22 protein-coding genes are annotated in these 20,743 nt (G+C 70.3%); 12 read left to right on the forward strand and 10 right to left on the reverse strand.

Translation table 11 applies throughout. The annotated features are described in order from the left end of the window. Together VLF38_RS05495 and VLF38_RS05500 are read right to left on the reverse strand one after the other, a co-directional pair. On the reverse strand, window positions 1-555 hold a 555-nt coding region (locus VLF38_RS05495), incomplete at its 3' end, for an ABC transporter permease (RefSeq protein ID WP_325270278.1). Next, entirely contained in the window at window positions 552-1,448 is an 897-nt protein-coding gene (locus VLF38_RS05500; protein WP_325270279.1) for an ABC transporter ATP-binding protein, read from the reverse strand. The genes VLF38_RS05495 and VLF38_RS05500, both read right to left, overlap by 4 nt. A 137-nt stretch (window positions 1,449-1,585) precedes the next feature. On the opposite strand from VLF38_RS05500, the gene VLF38_RS05505 reads away from it, so the two are divergent. Further along, window positions 1,586-2,284, forward strand: a complete 699-nt coding sequence (locus VLF38_RS05505; RefSeq protein ID WP_325270280.1) for a DsbA family oxidoreductase — start codon at window positions 1,586-1,588, stop codon at window positions 2,282-2,284. A 65-nt stretch (window positions 2,285-2,349) separates the two neighbouring features. Here the strand turns inward: VLF38_RS05505 and VLF38_RS05510 are convergent, their stop codons facing one another. The 3 genes from VLF38_RS05510 to VLF38_RS05520 all read right to left on the reverse strand — a co-directional run bounded on the left by VLF38_RS05510 (window position 2,350) and on the right by VLF38_RS05520 (window position 3,594). Continuing rightward, entirely contained in the window at window positions 2,350-2,889 is a 540-nt protein-coding gene (locus VLF38_RS05510; protein WP_325270281.1) for a hypothetical protein, read from the reverse strand. Window positions 2,890-2,893: 4 nt separating this feature from the next. Beyond that, window positions 2,894-3,169, reverse strand: coding sequence for a hypothetical protein (locus VLF38_RS05515; protein ID WP_325270282.1), 276 nt, complete (start codon window positions 3,167-3,169; stop codon window positions 2,894-2,896). 95 nt (window positions 3,170-3,264) lie between these two features. Next, complete coding sequence (locus VLF38_RS05520; RefSeq protein ID WP_325270283.1) at window positions 3,265-3,594, reverse strand: DUF6907 domain-containing protein; 330 nt, start codon at window positions 3,592-3,594, stop codon at window positions 3,265-3,267. 154 nt (window positions 3,595-3,748) lie between these two features. Here VLF38_RS05520 and VLF38_RS05525 point away from each other — a divergent pair, with 154 nt between their 5' ends. The 5 genes from VLF38_RS05525 (at window position 3,749) to VLF38_RS05545 (ending at window position 9,369) form a co-directional block, all read left to right on the forward strand. Next, window positions 3,749-4,030 carry a helix-turn-helix transcriptional regulator gene (locus VLF38_RS05525; RefSeq protein WP_325270284.1) on the forward strand — a complete coding sequence of 94 codons (282 nt, stop codon included), beginning with the start codon at window positions 3,749-3,751 and terminating at the stop codon, window positions 4,028-4,030. A gap of 163 nt (window positions 4,031-4,193) precedes the next feature. Further along, window positions 4,194-5,783, forward strand: coding sequence for a phosphoglycerate dehydrogenase (gene serA / locus VLF38_RS05530; protein ID WP_325270285.1), 1,590 nt, complete (start codon window positions 4,194-4,196; stop codon window positions 5,781-5,783). Window positions 5,784-6,120: 337 nt separating this feature from the next. Next, entirely contained in the window at window positions 6,121-6,996 is an 876-nt protein-coding gene (locus tag VLF38_RS05535) for a glycoside hydrolase family 16 protein (RefSeq protein WP_325270286.1), read from the forward strand. A 384-nt stretch (window positions 6,997-7,380) separates the two neighbouring features. Further along, window positions 7,381-8,244 carry a glycoside hydrolase family 16 protein gene (locus VLF38_RS05540; protein ID WP_325270287.1) on the forward strand — a complete coding sequence of 288 codons (864 nt, stop codon included), beginning with the start codon at window positions 7,381-7,383 and terminating at the stop codon, window positions 8,242-8,244. A 249-nt stretch (window positions 8,245-8,493) separates the two neighbouring features. Further along, complete coding sequence (locus VLF38_RS05545; protein WP_325270288.1) at window positions 8,494-9,369, forward strand: glycoside hydrolase family 16 protein; 876 nt, start codon at window positions 8,494-8,496, stop codon at window positions 9,367-9,369. Window positions 9,370-9,418: 49 nt separating this feature from the next. Here VLF38_RS05545 and VLF38_RS05550 read toward each other — a convergent pair whose 3' ends face one another. Continuing rightward, window positions 9,419-9,985, reverse strand: a complete 567-nt coding sequence (locus VLF38_RS05550; RefSeq protein ID WP_325270289.1) for an O-methyltransferase — start codon at window positions 9,983-9,985, stop codon at window positions 9,419-9,421. A 235-nt stretch (window positions 9,986-10,220) separates the two neighbouring features. Here VLF38_RS05550 and VLF38_RS05555 point away from each other — a divergent pair, with 235 nt between their 5' ends. The 4 genes from VLF38_RS05555 (at window position 10,221) to VLF38_RS05570 (ending at window position 14,136) form a co-directional block, all read left to right on the forward strand. Next, window positions 10,221-10,346: a hypothetical protein gene (locus VLF38_RS05555; protein WP_268238954.1), complete on the forward strand. Its 126-nt coding sequence runs from the start codon at window positions 10,221-10,223 to the stop codon at window positions 10,344-10,346. An 11-nt stretch (window positions 10,347-10,357) separates the two neighbouring features. Beyond that, a complete protein-coding gene (locus tag VLF38_RS05560; RefSeq protein WP_325270290.1) occupies window positions 10,358-11,416 on the forward strand; it encodes a 3-isopropylmalate dehydrogenase in 1,059 nt (352 codons plus the stop codon). Window positions 11,417-11,506: 90 nt separating this feature from the next. Beyond that, window positions 11,507-12,589: a branched-chain amino acid aminotransferase gene (locus tag VLF38_RS05565; protein WP_325270291.1), complete on the forward strand. Its 1,083-nt coding sequence runs from the start codon at window positions 11,507-11,509 to the stop codon at window positions 12,587-12,589. A 2-nt stretch (window positions 12,590-12,591) separates the two neighbouring features. Further along, window positions 12,592-14,136 (forward strand): serine/threonine-protein kinase, encoded by a 1,545-nt coding sequence (locus VLF38_RS05570; protein WP_325270292.1) that lies wholly within the window; start codon window positions 12,592-12,594, stop codon window positions 14,134-14,136. Between the two features lie 117 nt (window positions 14,137-14,253). Here the strand turns inward: VLF38_RS05570 and VLF38_RS05575 are convergent, their stop codons facing one another. Further along, window positions 14,254-14,916 carry a MerR family transcriptional regulator gene (locus VLF38_RS05575; RefSeq protein WP_325270293.1) on the reverse strand — a complete coding sequence of 221 codons (663 nt, stop codon included), beginning with the start codon at window positions 14,914-14,916 and terminating at the stop codon, window positions 14,254-14,256. 233 nt (window positions 14,917-15,149) lie between these two features. Here VLF38_RS05575 and cimA point away from each other — a divergent pair, with 233 nt between their 5' ends. Both cimA and VLF38_RS05585 read left to right on the forward strand, forming a co-directional pair. Beyond that, the gene (cimA, locus tag VLF38_RS05580; RefSeq protein ID WP_325270294.1) at window positions 15,150-16,736 is read left to right on the forward strand and encodes a citramalate synthase; all 1,587 of its coding nucleotides are present in this window, start codon (window positions 15,150-15,152) and stop codon (window positions 16,734-16,736) included. A gap of 124 nt (window positions 16,737-16,860) precedes the next feature. Continuing rightward, window positions 16,861-17,388 (forward strand): NAD(P)H-dependent oxidoreductase, encoded by a 528-nt coding sequence (locus tag VLF38_RS05585; RefSeq protein WP_325270295.1) that lies wholly within the window; start codon window positions 16,861-16,863, stop codon window positions 17,386-17,388. A 184-nt stretch (window positions 17,389-17,572) separates the two neighbouring features. On the opposite strand, the gene bioD is transcribed toward VLF38_RS05585, so the two are convergent. The 3 genes from bioD to bioA are packed head-to-tail and all read right to left on the reverse strand — an operon-like array spanning window position 17,573 to window position 20,729. Beyond that, on the reverse strand, window positions 17,573-18,277 hold the full coding sequence (gene bioD, locus VLF38_RS05590; RefSeq protein WP_325270296.1) for a dethiobiotin synthase: 705 nt from the start codon (window positions 18,275-18,277) through the stop codon (window positions 17,573-17,575). Continuing rightward, window positions 18,274-19,401 (reverse strand): 8-amino-7-oxononanoate synthase, encoded by a 1,128-nt coding sequence (locus tag VLF38_RS05595; protein ID WP_325270297.1) that lies wholly within the window; start codon window positions 19,399-19,401, stop codon window positions 18,274-18,276. Before VLF38_RS05595 ends, bioD begins: the two co-directional genes overlap by 4 nt. Next, window positions 19,398-20,729 (reverse strand): adenosylmethionine--8-amino-7-oxononanoate transaminase, encoded by a 1,332-nt coding sequence (gene bioA, locus VLF38_RS05600; RefSeq protein ID WP_325270298.1) that lies wholly within the window; start codon window positions 20,727-20,729, stop codon window positions 19,398-19,400. The genes VLF38_RS05595 and bioA overlap by 4 nt, the downstream gene beginning before the upstream one ends. Window positions 20,730-20,743 lie beyond the last annotated feature (14 nt).

A 20,743-nucleotide genomic window follows, 5' to 3' on the forward strand; every position in this document is an offset into this window, starting at 1 on the left:
CACGAGGCCGAGAGCGAGGCCCAGCAGCATCCCGAGCTCGTTCGCCAGGATGATCTTCGCGAAGGACGTCGCGCTGATGTCCCAGATCGCGTCGTTGCCGGTCACCAGCGAGGTGACCAGGTTGCCGAAGGCACCGATGCCGAGCGCGAGCACCATCGAGACCGCGCCGATTGCCAGTACGTCGACCACCTTCGCGCCGATCACCTTCGGCCGGCTCGGCACCAGGGTGAACGTCGAGAGGGCTGTCCGCTGGCTCCATTCGCTGGTGACCGCCAGGACGCCGACGACCGGCAGCACGATCGACATCGGGCTCCCCACCGCGGCGGCGAACGAGTCGAACGAGAGCGAGTCCCGGTCGCCGAGGAGAATCGTGAGCGCGGTCGCGATCACGGACGCGATGACGATGCTCGCCATCAACCAGAAGCCGGCGCGGGTGTCGAACATCTTCTGCAGCTCGACGACCAGCACGCGGCCGAACGGGATCGGCTCCGGCGTACGACGGGGCGCGCGACGCGTGCCCTCGGTCGGCAGGGCGACGGGGGTGAGGGTGCTCATGCTGCGGTCCCTTCGCGAGCAGTGGTGGCGGTGAGCTCGAGGAACATCTCCTCGAGCCGGGCGCCGTCGGCGGCCCGGAGCTCCGTGACGGCGATGCCGGCGGAGAAGGCAGCGCGACCCACGTGGGCGATGTCGCCCGTCACGAGCAGCGCGCCATCGGCATCGGTGGTGGTCAGACCTGCAGTGGCGAGCGCTGCCCGGAGCTGGTGGAGGTCGTCCGCCCGGACGAGGGTCTCGCCGGAGGCGAGGAGGTCGGACTTGGTGCCCGAGGCGACGATTCGCCCGTGGCCGATCACGACGATGTCGTCGGCGACGACCTCGATCTCGTTGAGGAGGTGGCTCGAGAGCAGCACGGTGCCGCCCTGGTCGGCGAAGCCGCGGAGCAGGTCGCGCATCCACCGGATGCCGGCGGGGTCAAGCCCGTTGGCGGGTTCGTCGAGGATCAGCACCTCGGGATCGCCCAGCAGGGCGGCCGCGATGCCGAGGCGCTGCCGCATGCCGAGGGAGTAGTTGCGCACCCGGCGTCCGGCCTCCTCCTCGGTGAGGCCGACAGCGGCGAGCAGGTCGTCGACGCGGGAGCCGGGCAGGCCCATCAGGCGTGCGTTGATACGGAGCACCTCGCGCCCCGTGCGCCCGGCGTGCTGGGCGGAGGCGTCCAGCAGGACGCCGACCTCGCGCCCGGGGTTCGGCAGGTCGGCGAACCGGCGCCCGAGGATGGTGGCGGTGCCCGAGCTCGGCTCGGTGAGCCCGGTCATGATCCGCATGGTGGTGGACTTGCCGGCGCCGTTCGGGCCCAGGAAGCCCGTGACGCGGCCCGGCTGGGCGGTGAACGACACGTGGTCGACGGCGGTGTACCCGCCGTAGGACCTGGTCAGTGAGTCGACGTTGATCATGGCTCCCACCCTCGTCGGCGGCGGAGCCCGCCGCTTCCGGCAGGTCCCCGGATCCGACCCTGAGATCGACCCGGGATCCCTCAGGGTCGTCGAGGCCGCGCGGGAACAAGGGGACACGTCACGTGGTTGTGCTGCCCATGGAGATCGAGATCTGGTCCGACGTCGTCTGCCCCTGGTGCTACATCGGCAAGCGCCGCCTGGAGAAGGCATTGGTGGACTTCTCCCACGAGGTGACGGTGACCTGGCGGTCCTTCCAGCTCGACCCCGGCGCGCCGACGGAGGCCGTCGAGACGGTCGCCCAGGCGCTCGGTCGCAAGTACGGCGGGGGAGAGGCAGCCGGCCGGCAGATGATCGACCGGGTCGAGGCCGTCGCCGCCGAGGAGGGCATGCTCTGGCGCCACCACCAGTCGCAGCGGGTAGGCACCGTGGACGCCCACCGCCTCCTCCACCTCGCGCTCCACGACGGTGGACCGAAGCTCCAGGGCGAGTTGAAGGAGCGCCTCTTCGCGGCGTACTTCGCGGAGGCGGCGAACGTCGCCGACCATGACGTGCTGCGCGGTCTCGCCGCCGAGGTCGGCCTCGACGCGGCCCGCGTCGACGAGGTCCTGGTCGGCGCCGAGTTCCTCGACGAGGTGTACGCCGACCAGCAGCAGGCCGGCGCGTACGGCGCGACCGGCGTCCCCTTCTACGTCGTCGCGGGGCGCTACGGCGTCGCCGGTGCCCAGCCCGCCGAGGCGCTGCGGCAGGTGCTCGATCGTGCCTGGTCCGACGCCCACCCGGCGCTCACCCTCGTCGAGGGTGATGACGCCTGCGGTCCCGACGGCTGCGCCATCTGACGCATCAGGTCCGACAGCGAGAAGTGCCCTGCCGGCGAGGACCGGCAGGGCACTTGTCGTTCAGGTCAGCACTTCTCCTGGACCTGGGCGCTCCAGGTGGCGTTGGCGCCCATGACGTCGAGGTAGTAGTCACCCTCGTCCTCACGGAGAACGGTCTCGCCTGCGCCGGACTCTGTGGGGGAGGCGACCGGGAACCCGCCGTCCTCCATCAGCTTCTTCCCGGACTCCATGACGTAGAAGGCGACCAGCGTCGAGCTGTCACCGTTCACGGAGTACTTCAGGCGGGCGTCGCAGCCGTTGAGATGGAAGTCTGCGCCGGACTTGTTGGTGTTGCCTTCGAGTGAGGCCACGGTCTTCCAGGCCGCCTTCTTGGCAGGCGTCGCCGGCTTCTCCTCCTTGGTCGTCGGAGCATCGGACTTCGGGGACTCCGAGGTCGAAGCGACCGTGTCGCTCTTCGTCTTGTCCGTGTCATCGCTGTCGCCGCCGCCTGCTGAGGCGATGGCACCAACCAGCACCACGCCTCCGACGATGCCCGCGATGCCGAGCGGCTTCTTGAACCAGGGACGGTTGTCGACGTTCGTGATCTGGGGGCCCGCGTTGGACATGTGATCAGCCCTGCGTGCGCAGAATGTTGCCGAAGTCGTCGACACGGAGCATGACGGTCTGACGACGGTTGACGAGGACCATGATGAGCCACACGAGACCCCAGGCACCGCAGCTGATCAGGGTCAGGATGAGGTGCAGCGTGTGGTTGGTGACGCCGCCCTTGACCAGGACGGCGGACTCGTCGGTCTGGGATTCGACGCGCCACCCGGCGACGACGTCGGTCTGGATGGCCTGGGCCATGGCGCGCTTGCGCTGCTCCGGAGTCGCGAGTTCAGACATGGGGTTTCCTTCTTCTCGGTCGCCGGTGCGTCAAGGAACGCGCACCTAGCGTTTTGCGCCGAAAGATTCCCATACATGTATGTAGAGGCGCAGCGTTATCGTGAAATCTGCTCCAGGACGATGTGCAGCGCCCGAATCAGCTCACGCGTTGCGGGCGCGGTCAGGGCGAGCCGCACGTCGGTTGACTCGGTCGACTCGATCCGGAGCCATTCGCCAGCCGACCCGTCCGGCCGGTCGGCGTGGATGACGATGTCGACCGACATCGCGTCCTTCGTGTCGGTAGGGGGCGTGGAGCCGATGCTCAGCGTGACGAGCTGGGCGGGGCCCTGGTGTCGACGGTCCTCGGGGTGGTCGTTGAGCCGGTGGGCGCGTGCGCACCAGCTCGGGCACGCACTGTCGGTCCAGCTCGACGTCGTTGGCTCCATCGCATCCACCCGTCCTGAGAGGTCGTTCAGTGACGCTAGGCGGCTCCACCGACAGGCGGAGCCTCCCAGCGCTACCGTTTCCACAGGCGTGGACCCTGAGAATGGCATACAGGGATGGTCGTCAAAAGATGGCCACCTGCGAATGATGACTGCCATGCTGTCGAAGGACTCCGAGCCATCCCTGGAGAACTTCGCCACCCTCGTCGGACACCGACTCCAAGCAGCCCGGGTAGCCAAGGGCCTGAGCCAGGAGCGTGTCGCGCACCTGGCCGGGATCGCGGGCTTCACCTACCAGAAGTTCGAGAAGGGCGAGTCGCGACCGGGCACCCCGATGAATCCGCGACTGACCACGCTGATCGCGCTCTGCCAGGTGCTCGACCTGCAGATCGAGGACCTGCTCGCGGGACCGTGGCCAGATCTCCGCTACCGGGCCTGAGCCCGGTCTGCCTGCGGGGCTGTGCGGTCGTGAAACCCGGAGGGGCCCCACGTGGGGCTCCCTGTAGAGTGAGGGCTCGCGCACAGCGTCGTGCACTTCTGCCGGAGTCGACTGTCCTCCGGTTGCCGCCCTGATCCGCTTCACACACCCTCGAGGAATCGCTGTGAGCAAGCCCGTTGTCCTCATCGCCGAAGAGCTGAGCCCCGCGACCATCGACGCGCTGGGTCCCGACTTCGAGATCCGCAACTGCAACGGCGCCGACCGCGCCGAGCTGCTGCCGGCCATCGCCGACGTCGACGCCATCCTGGTCCGGTCCGCGACCAAGGTCGACGCCGAGGCGCTGGCTGCGGCCGGCAAGCTCAAGGTCGTTGCCCGTGCAGGTGTCGGTCTCGACAACGTCGACGTCAAGGCCGCCACCGAGCGTGGCGTCATGGTCGTCAACGCCCCGACCTCCAACATCGTCTCTGCCGCCGAGCTCGCCGTCGCGCTGATGCTCGCGGCTGCGCGCAACGTCTCCCCGGCGCACGCCGCGCTCAAGGACGGTGTCTGGGCCCGGTCGAAGTACTCCGGCATCGAGCTCTACGAGAAGACCGCCGCGATCGTCGGCCTCGGCCGCATCGGCGTCCTCGTCGCGCAGCGCCTGTCGGCGTTCGGGATGAAGGTCATCGCGTACGACCCCTACGTCCAGGCCGGCCGCGCCGCGCAGATGGGCGTCCGCCTGGTCGACCTCGACACCCTCATGGCCGAGGCCGACTTCCTCACGGTCCACCTTCCGAAGACCCCGGAGACGGTGGGCCTGATCGGCGCCGACGCCCTCTCGAAGGCGAAGAAGGAACTCGTCGTCGTCAATGCCGCGCGTGGCGGCATCGTCGACGAGGACGCGCTCTACGCCGCTCTCAAGGAGGGCCGCATCGCGGCCGCCGGTCTCGACGTCTACGCCAAGGAGCCGTGCACCGACAGCCCGCTCTTCACGCTGGACAACGTCGTCGCGACGCCGCACCTCGGTGCCTCGACCGACGAGGCGCAGGAGAAGGCCGGCATCGCCGTCGCCAAGTCCGTGCGCCTCGCGCTCGCTGGTGAGCTCGTCCCCGACGCGGTCAACGTCCAGGGTGGCGTCATCGCCGAGGACGTCCGTCCCGGCATCCCGCTCACCGAGAAGCTCGGCCGCGTCTTCACCGCGCTGGCCGGCGAGGTGGCCCAGCAGGTCGACGTCGAGGTGCGTGGCGAGATCACCGAGTACGACGTCAAGGTGCTCGAGCTGGCCGCCCTCAAGGGTGTCTTCGCCGATGTCGTCGAGGAGCAGGTCTCCTACGTCAACGCGCCGCTGCTGGCAGCCGAGCGTGGCACCGCGGTCCGTCTCGTTGCCGAGTCGGAGTCGCCCGACCACCGCAACCTGATCACGATCCGCGGCACCCTCGCCGACGGCGCGCAGGTCTCGGTCTCCGGCACGCTGGTCGGCATCCACCAGCGCGAGCGCCTGGTGGAGGTCAACGGCTTCGACATCGACGTCGAGCTCACCGACCACCTGGCCTTCCTCCGCTACGAGGACCGCCCGGGCATGGTCGGCACCCTCGGTGGCATCCTGGGTGACGCCGGCGTCAACATCGCCGGCATGCAGGTCGCTCGCGACGCCAAGGGCGGCCAGGCCCTCGTGGCCCTTTCGGTCGACTCCGCGATCCCGACCGAGACGCTTGCCCAGCTCGAGGCCGAGATCAAGGCCGAGTCGGTCCGCGCGGCCGACCTCAGCGCCTGACCCGCAGCGCCCCAGCACGACTCCGCGAGCTCCGTCGCCCCTCGAGGGGCGACGGAGCTCGTGCATTTCTTCCGGAACGCCGGCGCGCTCGCCGAGCGCGAGTGTGACGTAGGTCATCTTTTGGGCCACGTCATGTGTCTCGTCTGCCGCCGTTTCCTCGTCGGAAACGCACGGATCGGACGAACCGGACGAGATGTGTGGGTTGGGTCGGGGGACCGCCGCCTTCCACCGCCTGCCAGAGCGGTACCGCTGCTGCGTCAACGACGACGGAGCCTGTGCAGCCCGATGAGTGGCTCTGGCGCCGACGCGCGCCTGCGCGCTGACAGGAAGAACCCACATGCTGAACGCTGCTCGCGGCTCCGCCCGCTGGATCGCCGTCATCGCCCTGACCGCACTCGTCACGGTCGTGCCCTTCGCCGCCAGCGAGTCGGCGTCGGCCGCCACCTCGGACGCATGTGGTGCCCGCATCGCCAAGCCGGGTGGTGGCCTCTGGTCCTGTTCCTTCGTCGACGACTTCGCGGGCACGCGGCTCGACACCTCCCGCTGGGTCGTCGGCGACAGCGCCACCGGTGGCTTCCACATGAACAGCACCTGCTTCAAGACGGGTCAGAACGTCGCGGTCGGGGGCGGGCAGCTGAAGCTCAGCGTCCGTCGTACGGCGCCGTTCGCGTGCCAGGTCCCCGGCGGGAGCGTGCCTGCGGTGGGCGTCGGTGGGGGCGTCTCCACGTACGGGAAGTTCGCGCAGGCCTACGGGCGCTTCGAGGCCCGCGTCAAGTACCCCTCCCACACGGGCGTGGGGCTGCACAGCAACTTCTGGATGAACCCCCAGGTCCGCACGTACGGCGCGTGGCCGGCGTCCGGCGAGATCGACGTCGCCGAGTGGTTCTCCGGCTTCACCGGTCGGGTCTACCCGTCCCTGCACTACACGGGCCGCACGACTGCCGACAGTGGCAGGAACTGTGCGGTGGCTCGCCCGGACATGTTCCACACCTACACCCTCGTCTGGGGGCCGACGACCATGCAGTTCCTGATCGACGGCGCCCTCTGCTTCGCCCGTTCGTGGACGCCGACCGACATGGCGGCCCCGAAGCCCTTCGACAAGCCGTTCACCGCGGCGCTGACGGCCGGCCTCGGCGGCGGCACCAACGCTCCTGACGCCCGGACGCCGAACCTGGCGACCACCAGCGTGGACTACGTGAAGGTCTGGCGCTGACCCCGGTCCCGCCGTCGGGAGTTGCCCGGGCTCGTCCTATCGGGCGACAGCGGCATGGTCACCCCGTGCGCCACCTGAGCCCGGAGAGTGGATGTGTCCGGCTCGTCCGGTTCCTAGGCTCGAGGCGGGAAGCGGGGGAACCCGCGGGGAGGGAAGTGGACCATGAAGTGTGATCTGGATCACGGACTGTGCGTCTGTTCGTATGGCACATTGACCGATGCCTGCCGACTGGACGGTAGGCGGTCGTTCGTCTCGGGTGGGGGCTCGTTGCACAGACGGCTGCGCAGACGCCGCCATGGGGGGCAAGTGGCTGCCGACCGCGCTTTGGACGCTGCGTCTCGGGGCCGGCAGGTCACGCGCGGCCAGGTGAAGGGTTTTCTCCACATGTTCGACCGTCTGCGTCTGTCTTCACGACGTCTCGCGACACTGTCCCTGCTTGCCGCCAGCGTGGTCGTTCCGGCCACTGTCACGACTGCGGGCAGCGCCGCCGCGGCGTACGACGCCTGCGGCGTGGTGAGCGCCAAGCCGACGGGCGGCACCTGGACGTGCACGTTCGTCGACAACTTCGACGGGCGTCGGCTCGACACCTCCAAGTGGGTGGTCGGCAACTCCGCGTCCAGCGGCTTCACGATCGGCAGCACGTGCTACGTCTCCGGCACCGGGGTCAACGTCTCGTGGGGCACGCTCCAGCTCACGGTCACCAAGAAGGCGCCGTTCCTGTGCAAGACGCCGGCGGGTGCGCTGACCGCCACCTTCACCGGCGGTGGCGTCTCGACGTGGGGCAAGTTCGCCCAGACCTACGGACGCTTCGAGGCGCGGATGAAGTTCCCCGGCCGCCAGACTGCCGGCCTGCACAGCAACTTCTGGATGAACCCGAAGCAGCTGGCGTACGGCGCCTGGCCGGCGTCCGGCGAGATCGACGTCGCCGAGTGGTTCTCGCGTGTGGCTGACCGCCTCTACCCGTCGCTCCACTACACCGGTCGCACGACGGCAGACACGGGCTGGAACTGCGTCGTCGGAGCGCAGGACGTCTATCACACCTACGCAGTCGAGTGGAGTGCCACGAAGATGGACTTCATCTACGACGGCCAGCTCTGCTTCTCGCGCTCCTGGGCGCCGACCGGCCTCGCTGCCCCCGCGCCGTTCGACCAGCCGTTCACGGTTGCGCTGGTGGCGGGTGCCAACGCCGGCTTCGAGACCGGGCGGGTGTCGACCACCTACGTGGACTACGTGAAGGCATGGTCCTGATCCTGCGACACTGAGACGGTCGAGCGCCCCGGAGCCCTGGCTCCGGGGCGCTCGTCCGTTGGCGACGGGTGGCTGGATCAAAGTTGGCTATCTTCGCTCTCCAAATGGTGAGATTCCTCGCCTTCAACCGAGCGACGCCTGCGAGATTGAGTGCGCGCGCTCGGGGGAGCGCTGCCTGGTGGCGGCGTCTGGTGTGCGCCGCGCTCGGGGCGGACGTCCAGCTGGTCCACGGAAGGAACGCCTCGAACGATGTCCACCACTGCCCGGCGTCGTCGCGCCGCCCTGCTGTGCTCCCTCCTGCTCCTCGGAGTCCTCGGAATGCTTCCCGGCTGGCCGGCGGGGCCGGCGAAGGCGGCGACCACAGATGCCTGTGGCGCCCTGATCGCCAAGCCGGGGGGCGGCTACTGGGGTTGCACGTTCGTCGACAACTTCTCGGGCACGGTCCTCGACTCCTCCAAGTGGGTCGTCGCCGACAGCGGGATCTCCGGGTTCTACATGAACGGCTCGTGCTTCGACGGCAGCGGGGTCACCCAGGCCGGGGGCTATCTCCGGCTGTCGGTCGTGCGACAGCTCCAGACCTGCGTCACGCCGCTCGGCAATCTGCCCACCACGCACCGCGGATCCGGGGTCTCCTCCTACGGCAAGTTCTCGCAGACCTACGGTCGCTTCGAGGCCCGGATGAAGTTCCCCGCCTATCGCGACGCCGGCTACCACGGTGCCTTCTGGATGAATCCGCAGAACCGCGACTACGGCGTCTGGCCGGGTTCCGGCGAGATCGACGTCGCCGAGTGGTTCTCGGACACGCCGGACAACGTCTACCCGTCGCTGCACTACACCGGCAGTGTCGGCCTGCTCGACACGAAGTGGACCTGCACGGTGAACCGGCCCGACCTCTTCCACACCTACGCGGTGGAGTGGAGCTCCGTGGGCATGGACTTCTACTACGACGGCGCGCTCTGCTTCAGCCGCGAGTGGCAGGCCACGGACCTCGCCAAGCCGGCGCCGTTCGACAGGCCCTTCACGGTGGCCCTCACCGCGGCCAGTGGTGGCGCCACCAACGCGCCGACCCCGCTGACGCCGTTTCCCGCGGCGTTCGTGGCGGACTACGTGAAGGTCTGGAACTGACCTGACGCGAAGCTGGCGCCGCTCATGACGGCGTCAGCTTCGGGCTCTGTCAGCGGCGGGTCGCGATGATGGCCGCGGCGTCGGTGGCGACCATCACCTCGACGCTCGCGAACCGCTCGTCGCTGAGCCAGTCCTCACGGAGGCTGTCCACGCGGCCGTCGCTCACGGGCGGCCAGCCGGCGCAGGGGACGAAGTCGTCGAGGACGACGATGCCGCCGGGCTCGACCAGGTCGGCGACGGCGTCGACGGCGACCTCGGCGGGGGAGCCGGAGTCGAGGAAGAGCAGCGAGAAGGGGCCCTTGTCGCGCAGGGTGGACCAGTCGGCGGCGAGCACCTCGACCTGCGGGTCCTCGACGAAGATCTCCTGGGCCGCGCCGGCCAGGCGGGGGTCGAGCTCGGCGCTGAGGATCATCGCCCCCGGTCGTACGCCGCTGCGCAGCCACGCAGTGCCGACGCCGCAGCCGGTGCCGAACTCGGCCAGCGTGCCGGTGCGGGTGGCGGCAAGGGTGGCGAGCAGGCGCCCGGTCTCGTTGCGGCAGAACGAGACGTACCCGGCACGACGGGAGACATCGAACGCGCGCGACACGATGGTGGGAAGTTCCAGCGGGGCGCTCATGCGAGGAGTGTTCCGGCCGGGCTCCGGAGCGAGGCGTCCATCTCGGATCCTGAGCCGTCTCCGAGAAATTCATGACACACGCCCGTAACACGACGTACCGTATGTCCACCATGTTCGGCGTGCTCGTACTCATCGACTGCCGCGGCGAGGCCTGATACGGAAGGCCACCTCGTCGCGGTGTTCGGCGTTGCGGTCTTCCTTCCCCCTTCTCACCATCCGCGACACGGAGCACGCCATGAACCACCCGATCACCTTCTGGGGCCCGGCTAACCACAACCCGGAGAACCCGACCTCCTTCGAGGCCGTCGCGCAGGCGCTTGACCTGCGAGACACGGCGGGCTTCGCGCCCGAGGACAACTAAGTTTCGTTGTCATGACCAGCATCAAGCTCGCCGTCATCCCTGGTGACGGCATCGGCCAGGAAGTCGTGCCCGAGGCCCTGAAGGTCCTCGACGCAGCCACCCCGCTCATCGGTGGGGGAGTGACGTTCGAGCAGACCCGGTACGACCTCGGCGCCGAGCGCTACCTCGCCACCGGCGAGGTCCTGCCCGACTCGGTGCTGGACGAGATCCGCCAGCAGGATGCGATCCTCCTCGGAGCGGTGGGCGGCAAGCCCGGCGACCCGAACCTGCCCCCGGGCATCCTCGAGCGCGGCCTGCTCCTGAAGCTCCGCTTCGAGCTCGACCACTACGTCAACCTGCGTCCGTCGAAGCTCTTCCCCGGCGCTGCCTCGCCGCTCGCCAACCCGGGCGACATCGACTTCGTCGTCGTCCGCGAGGGCACCGAGGGCCCCTACACCGGCAACGGTGGCTCGATCCGCGTCGGCACCCCGGCCGAGGTCGCCACCGAGGTCAGCCTCAACACCGCGTTCGGTGTCGAGCGCGTCGTCCGCGACGCGTTCGCCCGCGCCCAGAAGCGCCGCAAGAAGCTGACGCTGGTCCACAAGACCAACGTCATCGTCAACGCGGGCAAGATCTGGACCCGCCTCGTCGCCGAGGTCGGCGCGGAGTACCCCGACGTCGCCGTCGACTACCAGCACGTCGACGCGATGATGATCCACCTGGTCGTCAACCCGTCGCAGTTCGACGTCATCGTCACCGACAACCTCTTCGGCGACATCGTGACCGACCTCGCCGCTGCCGTCACCGGTGGCATCGGGCTGGCCGCCTCCGGCAACGTCAACCCCGACCGCACCTCGCCGTCGATGTTCGAGCCGGTCCACGGCTCGGCCCCCGACATCGCCGGCCAGCAGAAGGCCGACCCGACCGCGGCGATCCTGTCGGCCTCGCTCCTGCTCGACCACCTCGGTCACGCCGACGCTGCAGCGGCCGTCGACGCCGCGATCGTCAAGGACCTCGAGAACCGCCAGGGTGCCCCCGCGCGCAAGACCTCCGAGGTCGGCGACGCGATCGCCGCCCTGGTAGCCGGCTGAGGCCCTACCCCCGTCCATTCGGGGCGCCGGGCACGACTTCTCGTGCCCGGCGCTCCGTCATTTCAGCAGAGGTTGGATACCGTGAGCCCCATGCAGATCAGCACCACCCCGGCGCCGCAGCCGGTGGACGACGCCCGCCTTGCCGAGATCCTGGCCGACCCGGGCTTCGGCACTCACTTCACCGACCACATGCTCACGGTCGAGTGGACGCCCGAGAAGGGGTGGCACGACGCGCGCATCACGCCGTACGGCCCGATCACTCTCGACCCGGCGACGGCTGTCCTGCACTACGCGCAGGAGACCTTCGAGGGCATGAAGGCCTACCGTCACGCGGACGGCTCGGTCTGGACCTTCCGTCCGGAGAAGAACGCCGAGCGGATGGCGAAGTCGAGCCGCCGGCTGGCGCTGCCGGAGCTCCCCGTCGAGGACTTCGTCCAGGCCGTCGACGCGCTCGTCGCCGCCGACGCGCGGTGGGTGCCCGACGCCGAGGGCGAGAAGAGCCTCTACCTCCGGCCCTTCATGTTCGCCTCGGAGAAGTTCCTCGGTGTCCGCCCCTCGCAGCACGTCACCTTCATGGTGATCGCCTCGCCCGCGGGTGCCTATTTCAAGGGCGGGCTGAAGCCGGTCAACCTCTGGCTGACCACGGAGTACACCCGCGCGGGCCGCGGCGGCATGGGCGACGCCAAGACGGGTGGCAACTACGCCTCGTCGCTCGTCGCGCAGCAGGAGGCCTATGGCCACGGCTGCGACCAGGTCGTCTTCCTCGACGCCCAGGAGGGGCAGTACGTCGAGGAGCTCGGCGGCATGAACCTCTACTTCGTCTTCAAGGACGGCCACATCGTCACTCCCGCCACCACCGGCACGATCCTCGAGGGCATCACGCGTGCCTCGATCGTCGAGCTGGCGGGAGGCCTGGGCCACAAGGTCGAGGAGCGGAAGTTCTCCATCGACGAGTGGCGCGAGGGCGTGACCAACGGCGACATCGTGGAGATCTTCGCCTGTGGCACGGCCGCCGTCGTGACCCCCGTCGGCTCACTGAAGTCGGCCGAAGGCGAGACGCCCGCGCCGACGGCCGAGGCCGGCGAGCTCACCTCGAAGATCCGCGCGGCGCTGGTCGACATCCAGTTCGGCCGCGCGGAGGACACCTTCGGGTGGATGCACAAGGTCGTCTGAGCGTGGAGACCGTCCGGGTCGGCGACTGGACGCTGCTCCGCCGGCTCGGCGAGGGCGGCATGGGCGTCGTCCACCTCGCGGAGGACGAGCGCGGCCGACACGCGGCCCTCAAGGTGCTCCGCCCGCACGTCGTGGGTGATCAGGAGGCACGCGAGCGCCTGGAGCGCGAGGTCGCCACGCTCTCGCGTGTCCAGTCGCCGTACGTAGCGGAGATCGTCGACTCGGACCCCTGGGGGCCCGTGCCGTTCGTCGCCACCCGCTACGTCGACGGCCCCTCCCTGCACGACGAGGTCGCCGACAACGGCGCCTTCGGTGGCGCCGACCTGCGCCGCCTGGCGATCGGCCTGGCCAAGGCGCTCCAGGCGGTCCACGCCGCAGGAGTCCTGCACCGCGACGTGAAGCCCTCCAATGTCGTCCTCGACGGCATGACGCCGGTGCTCATCGACTTCGGCCTGGCCCGGCTCGGCAACGACACGAAGATCACCCGCACCGGCTTCCTGCTGGGCACCCCGGGCTACCTCGCGCCCGAGGTGCTCGCGGGCGAGGAGCCCGGTCCGCACGCCGACGTCCACTCGTGGGCGGCGACGGTCGCCTTCGCCGGCACCGGCAACGCGCCGTACGGCTCGGGGCATGCGATGGCGGTCATGGACCGCGTACGCCGTGGCGAGCACGACCTGACCGGCCTCGACCCGGCCCTGCGGATCTCGGTGGAGGCCGCCCTCGACCCTGACCCTCTGCGCCGGCCCACCCTGGGAGCGCTCGTGCGGATCCTCGACGCTCGCGGGTCCTCGTCGCCTCGGTCCGCCGCGGCAGTGACGGCGCCCGTCGCTGCACCCGCCGGTGTGCCTCCGTGGGAGCCGGCGCCTGCCACCCAGGTGCTGCCCGCCGACCGTGTGCTGCTGACTGATCCCGCCGTCGAGGAGGAGCCTCCTCTGTGGTCGGAGGCTCCGGCGAAGCGCCGTGTTCCGGTGGGGGAGCGGCTGCGCCGCTGGACCCTCGGCCTCGGCCTGCTGCTCCTGGTCGCCGCCGGTGTCGCGGCAGCGCCGCTGCCCGTGCTCGCCGGTCTGGCCGTCGTCGTGGCCGTCCTCCGGTGGGGTGCGGTGACGGCCGACGGTCACCGCTCGCGACGAACGGCACGCGGCCGCAAGCGGTGGTACGACGTGCCGCACTCGTTCGTGATGACGCCGGTCGACCTCTTCGTCTCGCTACCGGTGACGGTGCTGCTCTGCCTGGCCGCGGCTGCCGTGGGCGGCATCGCGCTCCTCGCGGCCGGTGTGGCTGGTGCCCCTCAGTGGCAGTGGCCGGCGTGGACCGGCGTCGGTGTCGGTCTCGGACTCGCGCTCGGCCCCGGCTCGGCGCGCCTGCGCCGACCTGTCCGCGGCATCCTGAATCCGCTCGCCCGCACCGGTGGCGGCTGGCTGCTCACCGCGGGACTCATGTTCGCCCTCGGCGGTGCGCTCGCCTGGTCGCTGCACGTCAACGGTGTGCAGTGGGTACCGCTCAGCGAGGCACCGTGGGACCTCGACTGGCGCGGCCTGCTGCCCTGATCCGCTGCGCGGCCTGCACGCGAACTACGCCGAGGCGGCGCGAACCTGCACGTCAACTACGCCGAGGCGGCGCGAACCTGCATGCATCGTGAGAGTCGGCGCCGCCTCGGCGAGAGGTCAGGCAGACGGGATCGCGGTGGCCCGCTGGCCCGGCACACGGGTGCGCTGGCGGGCGATCTGGTTCTCGACCGCGAGTCGGCGCAGTGCCGTGAAGAACGCGTCGTAGAGCGCCGTGCCAGCAGCCGCGACGAGGGCACGGACAGCGGGGTCGGCCTCCGTCACGGTCGCGACGTCGTTGCGAGCGACGTGCGAGGCAGCCTCGGCGTAGACCCGCATGCGCTCGGCCGAGGGGGCGACCCCGATGCTCTGGAGCGCGGAGAGGGCGTTGGCCAGCGCCGGGAGGTGCGGGGAGTCCTCGCTGATGCTCCAGCCGAGCTGCAGGACCACCTCGCGGGCGGCCGCGAGGTCGACGCTGGCAGCCTCGACGTCAGCCGGCTCGGCCGTCGCGAGCGACAGCATCTCGAGCGTGTCCAGGGGTGCAGCCTCGGGAGCAGCTTGCGGCGCCGCGAGCGCGGCCAGGACCCGCTGGATCTCGGCGTGGCTCAGCTTGCCGGTCTCGAGGAGCGCCCGGACGAGGCGCAGGCGCTCGAGATGGCTCTCGTCGTAGATCGCCTGGGTCGCGCTGGTGGCGCGTCCAGGGTGCAGGAGGCCGGTCCGCAGGTAGAACTTGACCGTGCCGACGGGCAGGTCTGCGGCCTGGCTGAGCTGACTGATGCGCATGACGTGGTACTTCCTCCCTTGTGCCCCCGCCGCGCAGTCTACGTGGGACGGGCCGGGCTCGCACATGTGGACATGCCATGGGGCATGGCACAATGAGCGCCATGCAGCACCCGATCATCATTCGCTAGCGCGTCAGCCGACAGGCCGACGCGCAACCTCTCGTCCGCGAGGGGTTTTTTTTGTTTGCTGCACCCGAATCGTTGCGAGACCGATCTACCGAAGAGTGGGAACCGATGGACCTGCAGGGCGCCTTCCACGTCTACGACACGACGCTGCGTGACGGCATGCAGCAGGAGGGGCTCAACCCCACCGTCGCTGACAAGCTCGCCATTGCCCGCCAGCTCGACGAGCTCGGCGTCGGGTTCATCGAGGGCGGCTGGCCGGGCGCCAACCCCCGCGACACCGAGTTCTTCCGCAGGGCGGCCGCGGAGCTCGACCTCAAGCACGCCAAGCTGGCGGCGTTCGGTGCCACCCGCCGTGCCGGTGTGAAGGCCGCAGACGACCCGCTCATCGCGGCGCTCCGCGACTCCGGGGCACCCGTGGTCACCCTGGTCGCGAAGTCGCACGACCGGCACGTCGAGCTCGCGCTGCGGACGACGCTGGAGGAGAACCTCGCGATGATCCGCGACACGGTCTCGCACCTGCGGGAGAACGGCCAGACCGTCTTCCTCGACGCGGAGCACTTCTTCGACGGCTACAAGGCCAACCGCGCCTACGCACTCGAAGTCCTGCGCACCGCCTTCGAGGCCGGCGCCGAGGTTGCTGCCCTCTGCGACACCAATGGCGGCATGCTGCCGGCGTGGGTCTCCGACGTCGTCCTCGACGTGCAGCGGAGCACCGGCGGCCGAATCGGAATCCACTGCCACAACGACACCGGTACGGCGGTCGCCAACACCCTCGCGGCCGTCGATGCAGGCGCGACGCACGTCCAGGGCACGATCAACGGTTACGGCGAGCGCACCGGCAACGCCGACCTGATCTCGGTCGTCGCCAACCTCGAGCTCAAGCTGGACCGCCGCGTCCTGCCGGAGGGCCTGCTCCGCGATGCGACCCGGATCGCCCACGGCGTCGCCGAGGTCACGAACGTGCCGCCTGCGTCCCGCCAGCCGTACGTCGGCTCCTCGGCGTTCGCGCACAAGGCGGGGCTGCACGCGTCCGCGATCAAGGTCGACCCGATGCTCTACCAGCACATGGACCCGTTGGGTGTCGGCAACGACATGCGCCTGCTTGTCTCCGACATGGCCGGGCGGGCGTCCATCGAGCTCAAGGGCAAGGAGCTCGGCTTCGACCTCTCGGAGAACAAGGAGCTCGCGACGGCGATCACCAACCGGGTCAAGGAGCTGGAGTCGCGCGGCTTCAGCTTCGAGGCGGCCGACGCGTCGTTCGAGCTGCTGCTCTGCGAGATGGTCGAGGGGGAGCGGCCGGCGTACTTCGAGGTCGAGTCCTGGCGCGTGATCACCGAGGTGCAGTCCGAGGGCGGCGACGCGACCTGTGAGGCGACCGTCAAGCTCCATGCCGGGGGAGAGCGGTTCGTCGTCGTGGGCGAGGGCAACGGCCCCGTCAACGCTCTCGACCACGCACTGCGCCAGGCGATCGGGCAGGCCTACCCCGAGGTCGCGAAGTTCGAGCTGATCGACTTCAAGGTCCGGATCCTCGACCAGGGCCACGGCACCGACGCCATCACCCGCGTCCTCATCGAGACGAGCGACGGAGCCTCCTCGTGGGTGACCGTGGGAGTGGGCCCCAACATCATCGAGGCGTCATGGCAGGCGCTGACCGCGAGCGTCACCTACGGCCTGCGCAAGCATCACAAGGACTGAACGAGCTCGGCGGGGGCGCCAGCCCGCGTATGTGATCCAGATCTCCTCCGGTAGGGAATGAACTGCCCGTCCTTGGTGGTTGACGCGTCATCCACTTTTCAGGAACTCACCCAGGAGAACTCTCGTGACCAAGGTCCTCGCTCTCGTCGGCTCGCTCCGTGCCGACTCCATCAACCGCAAGCTCGTCGAGGCTGTCCAGGCGCAGGCCCCCGAGGGCGTGACCATCGAGATCGCCCAGGGCCTCGGTGAGATCCCGTTCTACAACGAGGACATCGACGGCGATGCGGCCCCGGCTGCCGCCCAGGCCCTCCGTGACCAGGTCGCCGCCGCCGACCGCCTCCTCTTCGTCGTTCCCGAGTACAACGGCTCGACCCCGGCCGTCGTCGCCAACGCCATCGACTGGGCCTCGCGCCCGTTCGGCGCCGGGTCGATCAAGGACAAGCCGACCGCCGTCGTCGGCACTGCCGTCGGCCAGTACGGCGGCCAGTGGTCGCACCAGGACACCCGCAAGTCCGCCGGTGTCGCCGGGGCCAAGGTCGTCGAGGACATCGAGCTCTCGCACGCCTACGCGTGGGGCTCGGACCCGTCGCAGGACGCCGAGATCGTCGCGAAGTTCACCGAGGCCGTCGCGAAGCTCGCTGCCGCGAACTGATCCGCGAGCTGACCCGAGGCGGCGCGCACCTACGCCAAGGGTCGCCGAGGCGGCGCAAACCGCCGCCCGGACCATGCCGAGGCGGCGCCAACCTGCACGAGACCTGCAGGTTGGCGCCGCCTCGACGCACTTCTCCTGCAGGTTGGCGCCGCTTCGGCGACGAGCGGAGGAGGAGAAGCCGGGGTCAGGCGGTGAACCAGGTGGGAGCCTGGGCCCGGAACTCCTCCGGGTCCAGGCTTCCTGCGTTCTCGGGGAGCACTGCCACCACCGGTACGCCGGTGACGCGCGCGAGCTCGGTCCGGTTCAGCTCCGCTGCCTGGTCCGGCTCGGCCGGCCAGCTGCCGATGACCAGCCCGGCGGGCTCGAGGCCGGCGTGGCGCAGTGCCCGGACCGTGAGCTCGGTGTGGTTGAGCGTGCCGAGGCCGGCGCGGGTCACGACGTAGACCGCAACGGGTTCGCGCTTGGCCAGGTCGGTCGCGAGGTCGAGGAGCGTGCCGCCGTCGGTGTCCATGCGGACCAGGAGCCCGCCAGCGCCCTCCACGACGACCGTCGGGTGGTCGGCGAGGAGGTGACGGATGGCGGTCGCATGCTCCGCCACGCGGGGGATCGCGACGGAGCGCAGCCGTGCTGCGGTGTCGGGAGCGAGGGGGTCCTCGAGCTCCACGAACTGCCGCGTGGGCGCACCCGCGAGACGGGCCACGACGTCGATGTCGCGTTCCTCGCCGTTGCCCGGGGCGATGCCGGTCTGCGCGGGCTTCACGACCAGCGGCTGCCCCAGGTGTACGGCGAGCGCAGCGGTCGCGATCGTCTTCCCGACGTCGGTGTCGGTGCCGGTGACGATGACGACGCGCGGCGCAGAGCTGCCGTCCTGAGCCGGTCGTACGGTCATCGGTGCTCCTCGGCGTTGCGGACGACCACGTCGGTGGCCTTCTCCCAGTCGGTGTCGGTGACGCCGGCATTGGTGGTGATCCGCAGCCGGCTGACGCCGTCGGGCACCGACGGGGGCCGGAAGCACGCCACCCGGACTCCCTCGTCGAGGCAGGCGGCCTGCGCTGTGAGCGCCGCCTGGGGCGAGGGCATGGGCACCGAGAGCACGGCGCCGGCCGGCGCGTCGACGGCCAGGGCGGTGGCCAGGGCGTCGACCCGCGTGCGGATGATGCCGGGCAGGTCGGGATGACCCACGAGATGGCGCAGTGCAGCCAGTGCGCCGGCGGTGGCGGCGGGTGCGAGCCCGGTGTCGAAGATGAACGGTCGCGCCGTGTTGACCAGGTGCTCGCGGAAGCTCGCGGGTCCCAGCAGCACGCCGCCCTGGGCGCCCATCGCCTTGGAGAGCGTGACCGTGACGACGACGTGGGGGTGCCCGGCGAGGCCGGAGGCGTGGACGAGCCCGCGGCCGCCCTCGCCGACGACGCCGACGCCGTGGGCCTCGTCGACGACCAGCAGGGCGCCGTGCTCCTCCGCGACGGCAGCGAGCTTCGCCAGCGGAGCGGCGTCGCCGAGCACCGAGTAGATCGACTCGACGAGGACGAGGGTGCGCCGGCCGGGATGTGCGGCCAGGATCCGCTCGACGTCTGCGACGTCGTTGTGCCGCGCGACAGCGACGTCAGCCCGTGACAGGCGCACGGCGTCGATCAGCGAGGCGTGCACGTGGGCGTCGGAGACGACCAGGTCGCCCTTGCCGACGAGGGCTGCGACCACCGAGAGGTTCGCGTGGTAGCCGGTCGAGAAGGCGAGCGCGGCCGGCCATCCGGTGAACGCCGCGAGCTCCTCCTCCAGGTGCTCGTGCAGCTCGAGCGTGCCGGTGACCAGCCGGGAGGCACCGGCACCCGCACCCCAGGTGAGGGCGGCGTCGGCGGCAGCCCGGCGTACGTCGGGATGGGTGGAGAGGCCGAGGTAGTCGTTGCCGGCGAGGTCGACGACCGGGTCGCCTGCACCGCGCGGCTTCAGGACGCGGCGCAGGCCGGCGCCCTCGCGCTCGGCGACGCGGTCGGTGAACCACTGCTCCCAGGTCATGCGGGGGCTCCCGCGGCAGCGGTGATCGAGGCGTGCGTCGCCGCGTGGATCGCGGCGACGATCGTGTCGACCTCGTTGTCGGTGCACACGTAGGGCGGCATGGCGTAGACCAGGCGGCCGAAGGGCCGCAGCCAGGCACCCGCGGCGATCGCGGCATCCGTCGCGGCCTTCACGTCGACCGCCTGCTCGAGCTCGACGACGCCCACGGCGCCGATGCTGCGGACGTCCTTCACACCCCGCACGCCACGCAGCGGCTCGAGGCCTGCGCGCAGGCGCTCGCCGATCCGCTCGACGTTCGTGCGCCAGTCCGAGCGCGTCAGCACGCGGATCGACTCGATCGCGACGGCGCACGCGAGCGGGTTGCCCATGAACGTCGGCCCGTGCATGAGTACGCCGGACTCGGACGCCGAGATGGTCCGCGCGACGTGATCGGTGGTCACCACCGCAGCAAGCGTCATGTAGCCGCCCGTCAGCGCCTTGCCGAGGCAGAGCACGTCCGGCTGGACCAGCTCGGAGACGAAGAGATGGCCGGTGCGGCCGAAGCCGGTGGCGATCTCGTCGAAGACCAGCAGCAGCCCGTGCTCGTCGGCGACCTCGCGCATCACCTGCAGGCAGGCGACCGGGTAGGGATGCATGCCACCGGCGCCCTGGAGCAGCGGCTCGACGATGATGCCGGCGAGCTCGTGTGCGTGTGCCTGCGCCGTCTGGCGGAAGGCGGCAGCCCAGGCGTCGGTCTCCTCAGCTTGGGCCGAGGCCGCCGGGGGTTGCGGCGCGAAGACGTGCTCGGGGAGCACGCCCTTCCACATGGCGTGCATGCCGCCGTCGGGATCGGTGACGGACATGGGGTGGAACGTGTCACCGTGGTAGCCGCCACGGACCGTCAGGAACCGCCGGCGTGACGGCTGGCCGAGTCCGCGCTGGTGCTGGAGGACCATCTTGAGCGCGACCTCGACGGCGACCGAGCCGGAGTCGGCGAGGAAGACCTTGTCGAGGCCGTCGGGGGTGATCTCGACGAGCGCACGGCCGAGGGTGACCGCGGGTGAGTGTGTGAGCCCGCCGAACATGACGTGGCTGAAGCGGTCGACCTGCTCCTTGACGGCCGCGTCCAGACGCGGGTGGCGGTAGCCGTGGATGGCCGACCACCACGAGCTCATGCCGTCGACGATGTTGACGGCGTCAGCCGGAGAGCCGGTCTCCGAGAGCCACAGGCGAGCGCCCTGCGCGCCGAGGACGGCGCGCACCTGCGTGGGCGCGGTCATCGACGTGTAGGGGTGCCACAGGTGCTCGCGGTCGAAGGCGAGCAGGTCCTGCGGCACGGCGTCGTTCATCTCGGCAGGCTCGA

The sequence above is a fragment of the Nocardioides sp. genome (assembly GCF_035481145.1).
Lineage (GTDB): Bacteria > Actinomycetota > Actinomycetes > Propionibacteriales > Nocardioidaceae > Nocardioides.

Excerpts from the sequence above, each read along its gene's own strand:
- VLF38_RS05555 (WP_268238954.1), top strand. The coding sequence starts at position 10,221 with ATGAACCACCCGATCACCTTCTGGGGCCCGGCTAACCACAACCCGGAG.
- VLF38_RS05575 (WP_325270293.1), bottom strand. The coding sequence starts at position 14,916 with ATGCGCATCAGTCAGCTCAGCCAGGCCGCAGACCTGCCCGTCGGCACG.
- VLF38_RS05550 (WP_325270289.1), bottom strand. The coding sequence starts at position 9,985 with ATGAGCGCCCCGCTGGAACTTCCCACCATCGTGTCGCGCGCGTTCGAT.
- bioA (WP_325270298.1), bottom strand. The coding sequence starts at position 20,729 with ATGAACGACGCCGTGCCGCAGGACCTGCTCGCCTTCGACCGCGAGCAC.
- VLF38_RS05500 (WP_325270279.1), bottom strand. The coding sequence starts at position 1,448 with ATGATCAACGTCGACTCACTGACCAGGTCCTACGGCGGGTACACCGCC.
- VLF38_RS05535 (WP_325270286.1), top strand. The coding sequence starts at position 6,121 with ATGCTGAACGCTGCTCGCGGCTCCGCCCGCTGGATCGCCGTCATCGCC.
- VLF38_RS05560 (WP_325270290.1), top strand. The coding sequence starts at position 10,358 with ATGACCAGCATCAAGCTCGCCGTCATCCCTGGTGACGGCATCGGCCAG.
- VLF38_RS05515 (WP_325270282.1), bottom strand. The coding sequence starts at position 3,169 with ATGTCTGAACTCGCGACTCCGGAGCAGCGCAAGCGCGCCATGGCCCAG.
- VLF38_RS05520 (WP_325270283.1), bottom strand. The coding sequence starts at position 3,594 with ATGGAGCCAACGACGTCGAGCTGGACCGACAGTGCGTGCCCGAGCTGG.
- cimA (WP_325270294.1), top strand. The coding sequence starts at position 15,150 with ATGGACCTGCAGGGCGCCTTCCACGTCTACGACACGACGCTGCGTGAC.
- VLF38_RS05545 (WP_325270288.1), top strand. The coding sequence starts at position 8,494 with ATGTCCACCACTGCCCGGCGTCGTCGCGCCGCCCTGCTGTGCTCCCTC.
- bioD (WP_325270296.1), bottom strand. The coding sequence starts at position 18,277 with ATGACCGTACGACCGGCTCAGGACGGCAGCTCTGCGCCGCGCGTCGTC.
- VLF38_RS05510 (WP_325270281.1), bottom strand. The coding sequence starts at position 2,889 with ATGTCCAACGCGGGCCCCCAGATCACGAACGTCGACAACCGTCCCTGG.
- VLF38_RS05540 (WP_325270287.1), top strand. The coding sequence starts at position 7,381 with ATGTTCGACCGTCTGCGTCTGTCTTCACGACGTCTCGCGACACTGTCC.
- VLF38_RS05525 (WP_325270284.1), top strand. The coding sequence starts at position 3,749 with ATGCTGTCGAAGGACTCCGAGCCATCCCTGGAGAACTTCGCCACCCTC.
- VLF38_RS05565 (WP_325270291.1), top strand. The coding sequence starts at position 11,507 with ATGCAGATCAGCACCACCCCGGCGCCGCAGCCGGTGGACGACGCCCGC.
- VLF38_RS05595 (WP_325270297.1), bottom strand. The coding sequence starts at position 19,401 with ATGACCTGGGAGCAGTGGTTCACCGACCGCGTCGCCGAGCGCGAGGGC.
- VLF38_RS05505 (WP_325270280.1), top strand. The coding sequence starts at position 1,586 with ATGGAGATCGAGATCTGGTCCGACGTCGTCTGCCCCTGGTGCTACATC.